Origin of the sequence: Variovorax sp. OV084 (genome assembly GCF_900111625.1) — a bacterium.
Lineage (GTDB): Bacteria > Pseudomonadota > Gammaproteobacteria > Burkholderiales > Burkholderiaceae_C > Variovorax.
Genome location: NZ_FOII01000003.1, coordinates 16,721 through 29,771, shown reverse-complemented (window position 1 = coordinate 29,771; position 13,051 = coordinate 16,721). Strand labels below are relative to the sequence as shown.

13 protein-coding genes are annotated in these 13,051 nt (G+C 65.5%); 5 read left to right on the top strand and 8 right to left on the bottom strand.

The window, feature by feature from the left end; genetic code table 11:
- Positions 1 to 24 precede the first annotated feature (24 nt).
- Complete coding sequence (locus tag BMW87_RS10190; RefSeq protein ID WP_093076125.1) at positions 25 to 999, bottom strand: tripartite tricarboxylate transporter substrate-binding protein; 975 nt, start codon at positions 997 to 999, stop codon at positions 25 to 27.
- 160 nt (positions 1,000 to 1,159) lie between these two features.
- Between BMW87_RS10190 and BMW87_RS10185 the strand changes: the two genes are divergently transcribed.
- Positions 1,160 to 2,173, top strand: coding sequence for a hypothetical protein (locus tag BMW87_RS10185; protein ID WP_093076124.1), 1,014 nt, complete (start codon positions 1,160 to 1,162; stop codon positions 2,171 to 2,173).
- 4 nt (positions 2,174 to 2,177) lie between these two features.
- Here BMW87_RS10185 and BMW87_RS10180 read toward each other — a convergent pair whose 3' ends face one another.
- From BMW87_RS10180 to BMW87_RS10150, 7 genes are all read right to left on the bottom strand, one after another.
- Positions 2,178 to 3,428, bottom strand: coding sequence for a phenylacetate--CoA ligase family protein (locus BMW87_RS10180; RefSeq protein WP_093076122.1), 1,251 nt, complete (start codon positions 3,426 to 3,428; stop codon positions 2,178 to 2,180).
- A gap of 140 nt (positions 3,429 to 3,568) precedes the next feature.
- Positions 3,569 to 4,381 carry an ABC transporter ATP-binding protein gene (locus BMW87_RS10175; RefSeq protein ID WP_093059335.1) on the bottom strand — a complete coding sequence of 271 codons (813 nt, stop codon included), beginning with the start codon at positions 4,379 to 4,381 and terminating at the stop codon, positions 3,569 to 3,571.
- 96 nt (positions 4,382 to 4,477) lie between these two features.
- The gene (locus tag BMW87_RS10170; protein ID WP_093059333.1) at positions 4,478 to 5,809 is read right to left on the bottom strand and encodes an ABC transporter substrate-binding protein; all 1,332 of its coding nucleotides are present in this window, start codon (positions 5,807 to 5,809) and stop codon (positions 4,478 to 4,480) included.
- 62 nt (positions 5,810 to 5,871) lie between these two features.
- Complete coding sequence (locus tag BMW87_RS10165) at positions 5,872 to 6,936, bottom strand: branched-chain amino acid ABC transporter permease (RefSeq protein WP_093059331.1); 1,065 nt, start codon at positions 6,934 to 6,936, stop codon at positions 5,872 to 5,874.
- Between the two features lie 3 nt (positions 6,937 to 6,939).
- The gene (locus BMW87_RS10160) at positions 6,940 to 7,869 is read right to left on the bottom strand and encodes a branched-chain amino acid ABC transporter permease (protein WP_093059329.1); all 930 of its coding nucleotides are present in this window, start codon (positions 7,867 to 7,869) and stop codon (positions 6,940 to 6,942) included.
- A gap of 15 nt (positions 7,870 to 7,884) precedes the next feature.
- Positions 7,885 to 8,670 carry an ABC transporter ATP-binding protein gene (locus tag BMW87_RS10155; protein WP_093076121.1) on the bottom strand — a complete coding sequence of 262 codons (786 nt, stop codon included), beginning with the start codon at positions 8,668 to 8,670 and terminating at the stop codon, positions 7,885 to 7,887.
- The gene (locus tag BMW87_RS10150) at positions 8,667 to 10,622 is read right to left on the bottom strand and encodes an AMP-binding protein (RefSeq protein WP_093076119.1); all 1,956 of its coding nucleotides are present in this window, start codon (positions 10,620 to 10,622) and stop codon (positions 8,667 to 8,669) included. Before BMW87_RS10150 ends, BMW87_RS10155 begins: the two co-directional genes overlap by 4 nt.
- Positions 10,623 to 10,706: 84 nt before the next feature.
- Between BMW87_RS10150 and BMW87_RS10145 the strand changes: the two genes are divergently transcribed.
- The 4 genes from BMW87_RS10145 to BMW87_RS10130 are packed head-to-tail and all read left to right on the top strand — an operon-like array spanning position 10,707 to position 13,050.
- Positions 10,707 to 11,477: a Crp/Fnr family transcriptional regulator gene (locus BMW87_RS10145; protein WP_093059323.1), complete on the top strand. Its 771-nt coding sequence runs from the start codon at positions 10,707 to 10,709 to the stop codon at positions 11,475 to 11,477.
- On the top strand, positions 11,474 to 11,944 hold the full coding sequence (locus tag BMW87_RS10140) for a hypothetical protein (RefSeq protein WP_093076118.1): 471 nt from the start codon (positions 11,474 to 11,476) through the stop codon (positions 11,942 to 11,944). Before BMW87_RS10145 ends, BMW87_RS10140 begins: the two co-directional genes overlap by 4 nt.
- A gap of 60 nt (positions 11,945 to 12,004) precedes the next feature.
- On the top strand, positions 12,005 to 12,769 hold the full coding sequence (locus tag BMW87_RS10135) for an SDR family NAD(P)-dependent oxidoreductase (protein ID WP_093076116.1): 765 nt from the start codon (positions 12,005 to 12,007) through the stop codon (positions 12,767 to 12,769).
- Positions 12,770 to 12,792: 23 nt separating this feature from the next.
- Positions 12,793 to 13,050, top strand: a complete 258-nt coding sequence (locus tag BMW87_RS10130; RefSeq protein WP_093059317.1) for a hypothetical protein — start codon at positions 12,793 to 12,795, stop codon at positions 13,048 to 13,050.
- The last annotated feature ends 1 nt before the right edge of the window (position 13,051 follow it).

Genomic DNA, 13,051 nt, shown 5'->3' with positions numbered 1-13,051 from the left:
CTGCTTGTGGCTGCGGTGAATCGATCAGTCGGCGTACACGCCGGCAGCCTTGATGATCGGACCCCACTTCGCGATTTCAGCCGAGACGAACTTCTTGTGCTCCGCCGGCTCGACGCGCTTGTCGGTCGTGATCACGGCGCCCAGCGCTTCTTCGCGCTTGATGAAACCCGGGTCCTTCATCGCGGCCTTGATGGCCTCGTTGAGCTTCTTCAGCACCGGCGCGGGCGTGCCCTTGGGCGCGTACATGCCGTGCCAGATCGTCACTTCGAAACCCTTCAGGCCCGACTCGTCCAGCGTCGGCAGGTCTTTCAGCGCGGGGGTGGTCAGGCGCTTGGCGGTGGTCACGGCATAGGCCTTGACCTTCTTGGCCTCGATCTGCGACGTGGTGTTGGTCGTCTGGTCGCACAGCAGGTCGATCTGGCCGCCCAGCAGGTCGGCGATGGCCGGGGCCGTGCCCTTGTACGGCACGGGCGTCATCTCGACCTTGATCGCGCTCTGGAACAGCAGGCCGCACAGGTGCGACGCAGCGCCCAGGCCGGCGTTGCCCAGGTTGATCTTGCCCTTGTTGGCCGCGATCCAGGTCGTCAGCTCCTTGTAGTTGTTGGCGGGCAGGCCGGGCTTGCCGATCAGCGTCATCGGCACTTCGTTGACCATGCCCAGGTATTCGAAGTCGGTCTCGACGTTGAAGGGCAGCTTGCGATACAGCGCCGGCATCGTCGACATGCCGATGTGGTTCAGCAGCAGCGTGTAGCCGTCGGGGTTGGCGCGCGCCACCTTGGCGGTGCCGATGGAACTGCCCGCGCCCGCGGTGTTGTCCACCACGATCGTGGTGCCGAGCGTCTTCTGCATGGCCTCCGCCAGGTCACGCGCGACACGGTCGGTCGGGCCGCCGGCTGCGAAAGGCACCACCAGCGTAACGGTCTTGCCCGCGGGAAAGTCCTGGGCGTGAGCACCGGCGGCTGCGGCGGCAATCGCCGCGAGGGCGAACAGTTTCTTCATGTCGTCTCCGGGAGGGGGTAATAAAAACGCCGCGATCTTAAAGGCTGACTGCTGCCTGACCTATAGCGAATAGCCCTTAGGTTCGCGTCGTCATCCGATACCCTTGCTTCTTCCGCGCATGCCACCGCATGCGCCATGTAAAGCGAGAAAAAGCATTCCCATGACGACGACCCCTTCCCCCGCAAGCGCGCAGCGCCTGCCGCGCGATCTTGCGCTCGTCACCGTGGCCATCGATGCCGCGATGGTGCTGGTCAACATGGCCATCCAGCTCTGGCCCGATTCGCCCCACGGCGAGCAGCTGCGCAGCACCTATGCCCTGCCGGGCGTGTGGATACCGATGGTGTTCAGCATCGGCATGGCCTGGGTGCTGGCGGCGGCACTGGCCTGGAGCCATGGGCGCAACGCGCTCGAAAAGCGCGGCGTTGGCAGCGTGGCCCGGCTGCCGCACCCTCGCATCCGCTACGCCGCGGTGTACATCGCGGTGCTGGTGCTCAACTTCTACTTACTGAGCCCGCTCTTCTACGAAGTGCAACTGCTCTTCATGCCGGGCGGCCGCCTGCATGATCTCTTCGGCTCGACGTCCATGAGCGCGGCGATGGCGCTGTTCACGGTGCTGCAGTCCGTCGCGCAGTTGATCTTGCTCGTGCTCGGCGTGTGGGTCTCGGCCTGGTTCGCGTTGAGGGCGGCCAGTGCAGCGCCTTCCGATGCGCAGCAGCAGGACGGCGATGAAGCCATCGGTGCATCGCCACGCCGTGCCGTGGCACTGGTGGGCGCCGCGGTGTTCGCATCGCTGCAGATGTGGAGCGGCGTGGTCGTGAGCCGCTGGACATCCGTCGCGCGCGGCATGGATGGGCTCGAACTGCTGATCGCCTGGATGCTGCCGCCATTGGTGGCCTTCGCGCTCGCGTTCTGGGGCGGCTGGCTGGGCGCCAATGCCGGGCTCGCGCGGGTGCGGCCTTTCAGGGCCGTGGCGGCCGCGGTGCTGGCCTTCGTGCTGGTGCAGGTCAGCTGCATCGCCATCGCATTGGCCTGGGTGATGCTGGCGACCTGGTCGCACAGCTTCGACAACGCGGGCGGACTCATCGGCTTCGCCCTGGCGCTCGTGCTGGTCTATTCGGTGCTCGTGGTGGTGTTGATGCGTGCCGCCACGCGCTGGCTGTACCGCCGTTACTGACTGGCTACTTGTAGCTGCGCGCGTCCTCGATCACCTTGCCGTCGTTGGGCAGACCGCCCGCACCCACGACGACGACCTCGCCACGCAGCTTGGTCACTTCGCGGATCACCGCGCTCACGCGGGCCTCGAGCCCTTCGGGCACCGCCCCCGCGCATTCGAGCTGCAGCGTCATCTTGTCGTCGCCCATCTCGCCGGACACGATGAGCCGCGCGCGCTGCACTTCGGGAAAGCGCCGCGCGATCTCGGCCACCTGCGAGGGATGCACGAACATGCCGCGCACCTTGGTGGTCTGGTCGGCGCGGCCGAGCCAGCCCTTGATGCGCTTGTTGGTGCGGCCGGTGGGGCAGGTGCCCGCGAGCACGGCAGAGAGGTCGCCGGTGCCGAAGCGCACCAGCGGGTAGTCGGGGTTGAAGGTGGTGACGACGATCTCGCCGACCTCACCATCGGGCACCGGGTCGCCGGTGCCGGGCCGCACGATCTCGACCAGCACGCCTTCGTCGATCACCAGCCCTTCGCGCGCGCTGGTCTCGTAGGCGATCAGGCCCAGGTCGGCAGTGGCATAGCACTGCGTGCCTTTCACGCCGTGCGCGGCAATCCAGTCGTGCAGGCTGGGTGGAAAGGCTTCGCCGGAGACGAGCGCCTTGGTGAGCGAAGGCAGCTTCTGCCCTTTCTCCTCGGCCTTCTCCAGCAATATCTTCAGGAAGCTAGGCGTGCCCGCATAGCCTTCGGGCTTCAGGTCGACCATGGCTTCGAGTTGCTGCTCGGTCTGCCCGGTGCCGCCCGCAAACACGGTGCAGCCCATGGCACGTGCGCCGCTTTCCATGATCGAGCCGGCGGGCGTCATGTGATAGCTGAAGCTGTTGTGAATGAGCTCGCCGCTGCGAAAGCCCGCCGCATGCAATGCCCGAGCGGTGCGCCAGTAGTCGCGCGCTTCGCCCTCAGGCTCGTAGATGGTGCCGGGGCTCGCGAACACGCGCGGCATGCGCGGGCCGCGCACGATGGTCGAGAAGCCGCCGAAGGGGTCGTCGGTGCGGCGTGCCTTCTGCAGGTCGAGCAATTCCGATTTGCGCGTGACCGGTAGTTTCGCCAACGCCTCGCGTGTCGTGATGTCTGCGGGCTTCACGCTGGAGAGGATCTTTGCGAATGCGGGTGCTGCTGTCTGGGCCTGTGTGATCTGTTTTGGCAGCGCGGCCAGCAGGTCGCGTTCGCGTTCGGCCGGGTCGCGGATCTCGAGCTTGTCGTAGTGGTCGGTCATGTCCGTACCCTTTGTCTTTCAGTTCGGTTTTTCGCCACGCTGGCGTTCGTTCGGGGTGCGTGCGAATGGCACCGGGTGCTCCCCTCCGAGAATGTCCCCTGTCGGCGTGATCGCACCCCGAGCAGCGACACATGAATACATCAAGCCAGCCACCTCTTGCGCCGCTTGTAGCTCTTCACATCGCGAAAGCTCTTGCGATCCGCACCGCCAACGCCAAGGTAGAACTCCTTCACGTCCTCGTTCTCGCGCAGGCTCTTGGCCTCGCCATCCATCACGATGCGCCCGTTCTCCAGGATGTAGCCGTAGTCGGCGTAGCGCAGCGCCATGTTGGTGTTCTGCTCGGCCAGCAGGAAGGTCACGCGCTCCTTGGTGTTGAGGTCTTTCACGATCTCGAACACCTCTTCCACGATCTGCGGCGCCAGGCCCATAGAAGGTTCGTCGAGCAGCACCATGCTCGGGTTGGCCATCAGCGCGCGGCCGATGGCGCACATCTGCTGCTCGCCACCCGATGTGTAGGCCGCCTGCGAAGTACGCCGCGTCTTCAGGCGCGGGAAATATGCGTAGACCTTCTCCAGCGTCTGCTGCACCGCCGCCTTGCCATCGGTGCGCGTGTAGGCGCCGGTCATCAGGTTCTCTTCGATGGTCAGGTGGGCGAAACAGTGGCGGCCCTCCATCACCTGGATCAGCCCGCGCTTCACCAACTCGGCGGGCGAAAGCGCCTCGATGCGATCCCCGCGCAGCTCGATGGTGCCTTTGGTGACAGCGCCGCGCTCACCCGCGAGCAGGTTGCTCACCGCGCGCAGCGTGGTCGTCTTGCCCGCGCCGTTGCCGCCGAGCAGCGCCACGATGCCGCCGTCGGGCACCGTGAGCGACACGCCCTTGAGCACGAGGATCACGTGGTTGTAGATGACCTCGATGCCGTTGACATTGAGAAGGATGTTGGGTTCGCTCATGGTGTGGTCCGAAGCATTCGCAAGAACAGCGCGTGCAGCGCAGTGCTGTTCTTGCGAATGGCGGCTCTCGCGAGCCGCCACGGCACGCTCAGTGCATCAGGACTGGCAATCCGCTGCCTCGCGGCGCGTCAGCTTCTTCTCGCCCGCGTACTTGTCGGCAGCAGACTTCACCATCGGCTTGATGATCTGGTCGTCGGCCTGGTACCAGTCGGACATATCGCCCCACTTCGCGCCGTCCCAGGTGTGCACGCGCGCCCAGGTCGAGCCCATGTGGTCCTGGCACGAAGTGCTCACCGGACGCATCACGCCCGAGAAGCCGAGTGCGTCGAGCTTCTTCTGGTCGAGTGCCAGGTTCTCCATGCCCCAGCGCACTTGCTCGCCGGTCATGACCTTGCCCTTGCCGAAGCGCTCCTGCGCGCGCTTCACGGCCTCGACGGTCAGCATCTGGATGATCACGCCGCGCGTGTAGAGCACCGAGCCCACTTCGTCCTTCGGCCCTGTGCCCTGGCCCTTGTCGTGCACCTGCTTCAGGATGTCCTGGATCACCTTGGGCTGCGTGCCCGAGGTGTTCAGCGCCAGCGCGTGGTAGCCCTTGGCATTGGCGCCCACGTCCTTCACGTCAGGCTCGGCACCGGCCCACCACACGCCGTACATCTTCTCGCGCGGGTAGCCCGTGGCCACGGCCTCTTTCAGCGCGGTGGAGTTCATCACGCCCCAGCCCCACAGCAGCACGAAATCAGGGCGCTGCTGGCGCACCTGCAGCCAGGCCGACTTCTGCTCCACGCCGGGCGCGGTCACCGGGATCAGCGACAGTTCGAAGCCGTTCTGCTTGGCGCGCTCCTGCAGCAGCGGAATGGGTTCCTTGCCGAACGGCGAGTCGTGGTACACGAGGGCGATCTTCTTGCCCTTGAGCTTGTCCATGCCGCCTTCGGCTTTGCCGATGTGCTGGATCAGGATGTCGGCCGCGGTCCAGTAGGAGCCCATCAGCGGAAAGTTCCACTTGAAGACACCACCGTCCTGCGAGGCGGCCAGGCCGTAGCCCAGCGTGATCAGCGGGATCTTGTCGGTCGGCACCTTGTCGGTCAGCGCGAAGGTGATGCCGGTGGCTTGCGGGTCGAACAGCGCAACGCCCGGGCGGCCCTTCAGGCGCTCGTAGCATTCCACGCCCTTGTCGGTGGCGTAGCCGGTCTCGCATTCTTCGTATGTGATCTTCACGCCGTTGATGCCGCCGGTCGCGTTGACCAGCTTGATGTAGTCCTGCTTGCCGTTGGCCCAGGGCGTGCCGTTGGGTGCATAGGGGCCCGTGCGGTACACCAGCAGCGGGAAGAACTGCTCCTTGGCCTGCGCATTGGCGAGCGATGGCGCGAGCAGGGCGCCGAGGGTGCTGGCCACCAGGGCGGCGGTCAGAGCGAGCGATTTCAGTTTCATGCCTGTCTCCTTTGTGGGCACCTCGGTGCCGGGTTTTTTACGAACGGGAACTAACTCATCAATCAGTGAGGGAAGGGCCAGAGCCGCAGCTTCTCTTTGGCCGTGGACCACAGCCGCGCAAGACCGTGCGGCTCGACGATCAGGAAGAACACGATCAGCGCGCCGAAGATCATGGTCTCCAGGTGCGAGGCCAGCGCGGTCGAAATCGAGAAGCCCAGCCACCCCGGCAGCTGGTTCAGAAACAGCGGCAGCAGCACGATGAACGCGGCGCCGAAGAAGCTGCCCATGATCGAGCCGAGCCCGCCGATGATCACCATGAACAGCAGCTGGAACGAGCGGTCGATGCTGAACGCCGCCGGCTCCCACGCACCCAGGTGCACGAAGCCCCACAGCGCGCCGGCCACGCCGACGATGAAGCTGCTCACCGCAAAGGCAGTGAGCTTGGCGTACACCGGGCGAATGCCGATCACCGCGGCTGCCACGTCCATGTCGCGCATTGCCATCCACTCGCGGCCGATGGCGCTGCGCACCAGGTTCTTTGCCAGCAGCGCGAACACCACCACGAAGAGCAGGCAGAACAGATACTTCTGCACCGGCGATTCGATCGGCACGCCGAACACGTTGAGCCCCGCCACGCTCACCGAGCCCGACGAAGAATTGTTGGTGAACCACTGGATGCGCAGGAAGGCCCAGTCGGTGAAGAACTGCGCCGCCAGCGTGGCCACAGCAAGGTACAGCCCCTTGATGCGCAGGCTCGGTATGCCGAACAGCACGCCGATCACCGTCGCGCACAGGCCGCCCAGCAGCAGCGATGCGATCAGCGGCATGCCGTCGATGCGCACCTGGAAGTTGTAGGCCGCGTACGCGCCCACCGCCATGAAGGCACCCGTGCCCAGCGAGATCTGGCCGCAATAGCCAACCAGGATGTTGAGGCCCAGCGCCGCGAGCGAAAGAATCAGGAAAGGCGTGAGGATCGCGCGCATCCAGTAGTCGGACACACCCAGCGGCACCACGACGAAGGCCACGAGCAACAGCACCAGCATCGCGATGCGATCCTGCGCAATCGGAAAGATCTGCTGGTCGGCCCTGTAGCTCGACTTGAACTGACCGTTTTCTCTGTAGAACATTGCTCAGACCCGATCGATGATTTTTTCGCCGAACAGGCCTTGAGGCCGAACGAGCAGGAAGACCAACGCCAACACATAGGCAAACCAGATCTCGATGCCGCCACCGAGCATGGGGCCGAGATAGATTTCAGACAGCTTCTCGCCCACGCCGATCAGCAGGCCGCCGATGATGGCGCCCGGAATCGAGGTGAGCCCGCCGAGGATCACCACCGGCAACGCCTTCAGCGCCACCAGCGAGAGCGAGAACTGCACGCCGAGCTTCGATCCCCAGATGATCCCGGCCACCAGCGCCGAGAAGCCGGCCACCGACCACACGATCACCCAGATGCGCTTGAGCGGAATGCCGATGGACTGCGCGGCCTGGTGGTCGTCGGCCACAGCGCGCAGCGCGCGGCCCGTAGCCGTCTTCTGGAAGAAGATGGCCAGCACCACCACGAGGCCGGCCGCCACCAGCGCGGCGATCAGGTCTTCCTGGCTCAGCAGCAGCCCGCCCTGGAAGGTGCCTTCGAGCACCATCAGCGGTTCCTTGGGCATGCCCACGTCGATCTTGTAGATGTCGTTGCCGAAGATCGTCTGGCCCACGCCGTCGAGAAAGTAGGCGATGCCCAGCGTGGCCATCAGCAGCGTGATGCCTTCCTGGTTCACCAGCTTGCTGAGCGCGAGCCGCTCGATCAGCCAGGCCACCACCACCATCACCGCCATCGCGGCAATGAAGGCCAGGATGTTCGCGAGGATCTGGCTCTGGAAGCCGAACCACAGCGGGAACCACTCGGAGAAGCGCGCCATGGCCAGCGCAGCGAAGAGCACCATCGCGCCCTGCGCGAAGTTGAAGACGCCCGAGGCCTTGTAGATCAGCACGAAGCCGATGGCGATCAGCGAATAGAGCATGCCGACCATGAGGCCGCCGAAGAGGGTTTCAAGAAAAAAGCCCATCGTGTTCTTTCGTGATCAGTGCTCGACGCCGAGGTAGGCGCGGATCACGTCTTCGTTGTTGCGCACTTCATCCGGCGTGCCGTCGCCGATCTTCTTGCCGTAATCCAGCACCACCACCCGGTCGGAGATGTCCATCACCACGCCCATGTCGTGCTCGATCAGCACGATGGTTGCGCCGAACTCGTCGTTCACGTCGAGGATGAAGCGGCTCATGTCCTGCTTCTCTTCCACGTTCATGCCGGCCATCGGCTCGTCGAGCAGCAGCACCTGCGGCTCCATTGCGAGCGCGCGGCCCAGGTCGACGCGCTTCTGCAGGCCGTAGGGCAGGCGGCCCACCGGTGTCTTGCGGTGTGCCTGGATTTCGAGGAAGTCGATGATGTGCTCGACGAATTCGCGGTGCCGCAGTTCCTCGCGCTCGGCGGGGCCCCAGCGCAGGGCTTGTGCGAGCAGGCCGCTCTTCATCTTGAGGTTGCGCCCCGTCATGATGTTGTCGAGCACGCTCATGCCCTTGAACAGGGCCAGGTTCTGGAAGGTGCGCGCCACGCCCATCTCGGCCACCTGGCGCGAGTTCATGTGCTTGAAGGTCTGGCCGCGGAAGGTGATGGAGCCCTGCTGCGGCCAGTACACGCCGTTGATGCAGTTCAGCATCGAGCTCTTGCCCGCGCCATTCGGGCCGATGATTGCGCGCACCTCGTGCTCGCGCACGTTGAAGCTGATGTCGGTCAGCGCCTTCACGCCGCCGAAGCTCAAGGAGATGTTCTGCACGTCGAGGATGACCTCGCCTGTCTTCCGGGTGCTCATGCCGCCGCCTTCACGATGGGAAACGTCTTCGCTTCGACGACTTTCAGCGTGGCGCTGACAACCCCCGTGCGTCCGTCCTCGAACTTGACCTGGGTCTCGATGTACTGCTCGGTCTTGCCGCCATAGAGCGCGGCCACCAGCACCGCGTATTTCTCGGCGATGAAGCCGCGGCGCACCTTGCGCGTGCGGGTCAGTTCGTCGTCGTCGGGGTCGAGCTCCTTGTGCAGCACCAGGAAGCGCGCAATCTGCGTCTCGCCCATGCCGTCTTCGCTCGCGAGGTCGGCGTTGACCTTGGCGATGCAATCGGCCACCAGCGCCAGCACGTCGGGCTTGCCGGCCAGGTCGACGTAGCCGCCGTAGGCGAGACCGCGGCGCTCGGCCCAGTTGCCGACGGCTTCGTAGTCGATGTTGATGGCCGCGCACACTTCGTCTCGCGCGTTGCCGAAGCACACGGCTTCCTTGATCTGCGGGAAGAACTTGAGCTTGTTCTCGATGTAGTTGGGCGCAAAGATCGCGCCGCTCACGAGACGGCCCACGTCCTTGGCGCGGTCGATGATGCGCAGGTGCCCTTCGCTGTCGAGCACGCCCGCGTCGCCGGTGTGGAAGTAGCCGTTTGCATCCAGCACTTCGGCCGTGGCGTCGGGGCGCTTGTAGTACTCCTTGAGCACCGATACGCCACGCACCAGCACCTCGCCGTCTTCCGCGATCTTCAGCTCGATGCCCGGCGCGGCCGTGCCCACGGTCTGCAGCTTGACCTTGCCGTCCTGCTGCAGGCACACATACGCGCAGGTCTCGGTCTGGCCGTAGAACTGCTTGAGGTTGACGCCGATGGAGCGGTAGAAGCGGAACAGGTCGGGCCCGATGGCAGCGCCAGCGGTGTAGGCCACGCGGATGCGGCTCATGCCAAGCACGTTGCGCAGCGGTCCGTAGATCAGCAGGTTGCCCAGGCCGTACATCAGGCGGTCGCCGGTGCCCACGGGCGCTCCGTTCAGGATGTCCGCGCCCACGCGCCGCGCCAGCGCCATGAACTTCGCATAGAGCCAGCGCTTGGGCGCGGCCGCGTCTTCCATGCGGATCGACACGGCCGTGAGCAGCCCTTCGAAGGTGCGCGGCGGGCCGAAGTAGTAGCTCGGGCCGATCTCGCGCATGTCGTTCATCACCGTCTCGGCCGACTCGGGGCAGTTGAGCGTGAAGCCGCCCACCAGCCATTGCGCCACCGAGAACAGGTGGTCGCCCACCCACGCCATCGGCAGGTAGCTCATGATGTTGTCGCCGGGGCCGAGCTTGTCGGTCTGCACGCCGCCGCGGCCGGCAGCGATGAAGCTCGCATGCGTCTGGCATACGCCCTTGGGGCGGCCGGTGGTGCCCGAGGTGTAGAGGATCACGCCGACATCCGTAGCCTCTCCGCTGGCCACCGCGCGGTCGTAGTAGCCGACGTTGGCCTTGTCGAACTCGCGGCCCAGCGCGCGCAGTTGCTCGTAGCTCATCAGGCCCGGCTGGTCGTAGTGACGCAGGCCCTTGGGGTCGTCGTAGATGATGTGGCGGATGCCGTGCTGCTGGTCTTTCTGGAGCTCGCGGCATTCGAGCAGTTTGTCGACCTGCTCCTGGTCTTCGACGATCACGAAGTCGATGGCCGCGTCCTGCAGCATGAAGACCATCTCGCTTGCCACCGCATCCTGATACAGCGGCACCGGCACGCCGCGCAGGCTTTGCGCCGCGACCACCGCCATGTACAGGTGCGGCCGGTTGGCGCCGACGATGGCCAGGTTGTCGAAGGGCTTGAAGCCGAGGCTCGCGAGACCGCAGGCCATTTCGCGCACTTCCTGCGCCACGGCGTTCCAGGTCCAGGTTTGCCAGATGCCGAGATCCTTCTCGCGCACGGCGGGCGCCTCGGGTTGGGCGTCGGCATGCGCGAGCAGCAGACGGGGGAAGGTGGGGGCGGTTGTTTGCACAGTGGGCGGATCGTAGGTCTCACTTTGACGCCCGGTTGTCGTTCCAACGACAATCCTAGGGACACTACTCCCCGGAGTTTCCCGATGCCTCACGGCAATCTCAACCACAACGTGCTCGGCGGTTCGATCAAGGATCGCGTGCGTCCCGCCAATGCCGCGGAGCTCGAAGGCATCCCCTGGCTGCCCACGCTCACGCCCGCCGAGCGCCGCCGCGCCGAAGCCGCGCTGGTGGTGGGCGAGGCCGAGCCCGGCGACCTGGTGTGCCGCGTCGGCCGCTCGCCGACCTACTGGTTCGGCGTGGTCGAGGGGCTGCTCAAGATGAGCAACGACAACGCCGACGGCGGCTCGGTCACCTACACCGGTGTGCCGCCAGGCGGCTGGTTCGGCGAAGGCACGGTGATGAAGCGCGAGCCCTACCGCTACAACATCCAGGCGCTGCGGCGCAGCCTGGTGGCGGGGCTGCCGATCGAAAGCTTCCACTGGCTGCTCGACCACTCCATCGGCTTCAACCGCTTCGTGATGAACCAGCTGAATGAACGGCTGGGCCAGTTCATCGCGGCGCTGGAGATCGACCGGCTCAACAACCCCGACGCGCGCGTGGCGCGCAACCTGGTGTCGCTGTTCAACCCGGTGCTGTACCCGGGCGTAGGCGAGGTGCTGCGCATCACGCAGCAGGAGCTGGCCTACCTGGTCGGCCTCTCGCGCCAGCGCGTGAACGAGGCACTGAACGGCCTTTCGGCGCAGGGCCTGATCCGCGTGGAGTACGGTGGGCTGCGCGTGCTCGACCTGCCGGGCCTGCGCGCGACCGCGATGTCGAACAGGAAGAACGCCTCGGCGGAAACGGAAAACACATGACCCTCAAAGACCAGCTCCAGGTGGTGCCCGCGAACGCGGAAGCCGCTTTCATCCCACCGTCAGAGGCGCCGAAGACGAAGGCCGAGGACAGCGGCCCGACGCTGCAGGAGGCCATCGAACGCAACGAGGCGTTGAACGAGAAGCTCGATGCGCTCAACGAAATACTGGCCAAGCCGCTCAGCGAAATTCTTGCCGACCGCGAGAAGTCCGAAGAGGCCGCGCTCGCGTGGGACCGCTTCGGCGCGATGTGGATGCTCTCGCAACGCGCGATGCGACGCGTGGCGCTCGACCTCGCAGCGCAGCTCGGCGTGAGCGAGGAAGAAGTCGTCGCGCGTGCCATGGCCAATGCCAATGCAGTACTCAACGGCGCAGACGAGGTCGACCTCGACGGCACCATCGCTCCTGCGCAGCTGCAGCACATCGCCCGCCACCGCAACTTCCTGCGCAAGCAGTTCCGTACCGGCTGAGCACCAAGGCCTCTCGATACCGCTTAACCTCCCCGCCTTCGTTCAAGAAAGAGCTTCCCGATGACCGCTTCCCACCTCACCCTCATCACCGGCGCCTCGCGTGGCCTGGGCCGTGCCATGGCCGAACAGCTGCTGCAGGCCGGCCACACGGTGCTGGGCATCTCGCGCAAGCAGGATCCGGCGCTTGCCGAAGTAGCCAAGGCCGCCGGCGCCGAACTCGTGCAATGGGAGCAGGACCTGTCCGACCCCGTGGCCGCATCGGCCCGCGTGTCGGCATGGCTCAAGACCATCGACGCGCAACGCTTCGACAGCGTCACGCTCATCAACAACGCCGGCACCGTCGGCAACCCCGCGCCGCTGTCGAGCGCGGTGGAGGCCGAGCTCTCGCTGGCCCTGCGCATCGGCCTCGAAGCGCCGATGCTGCTGACGGCAGCCTTCCTCGGCGCGACCCGCGAATGGCGCGGCGCACGCAAGGTGCTGAACATCTCGTCGGGCCTGGGCCGCAACGCCATGGGCAGCCAGGCGCCCTACTGCGCGGCCAAGGCCGGCATGGATCATTTTTCGCGCGCCGTGGCGCTCGAGGAAGCGAATGCACCGAACGGCGCGCGCATCGTCTCGCTTGCGCCCGGCGTGATCGACACCGACATGCAGGTGCAGCTGCGCAGTGCGTCGGCCGAGAAGTTCCCGGACCGCACGCGCTTCGTGAGCATGAAAGAGGACGGCCGGCTCGACAGTCCCGCCACTGCGGCGGCCAAGGTACTCAAGTACCTGGCGCGCGAAGACTTCGGCAACAACCCCGTGGCCGACGTGCGCGACCCTGCCTGATCGAAACGAAGGACACGCACGCCATGGCCACCGCCAAGTCGATCGACACCATCGAGTACAAGCTCTTCCCGTCGCCGAGGAACGTGCACCGCATCGTCTTCGAGCACCAGGTCTTCGTGCCGTACCCGTACGCACTGATCGTGATGGACGAGTTCTACTTCAAGGGCCGCTACAGCCTGTTCTCGGCCTGCAGGCTGAGCGACGGGAAGATGGGGCAGGTGGCGACGTTCGAGGATGCGTCGGACGTCGCCATCTTCAACACGAAGTTCGTGCCGGACTGAA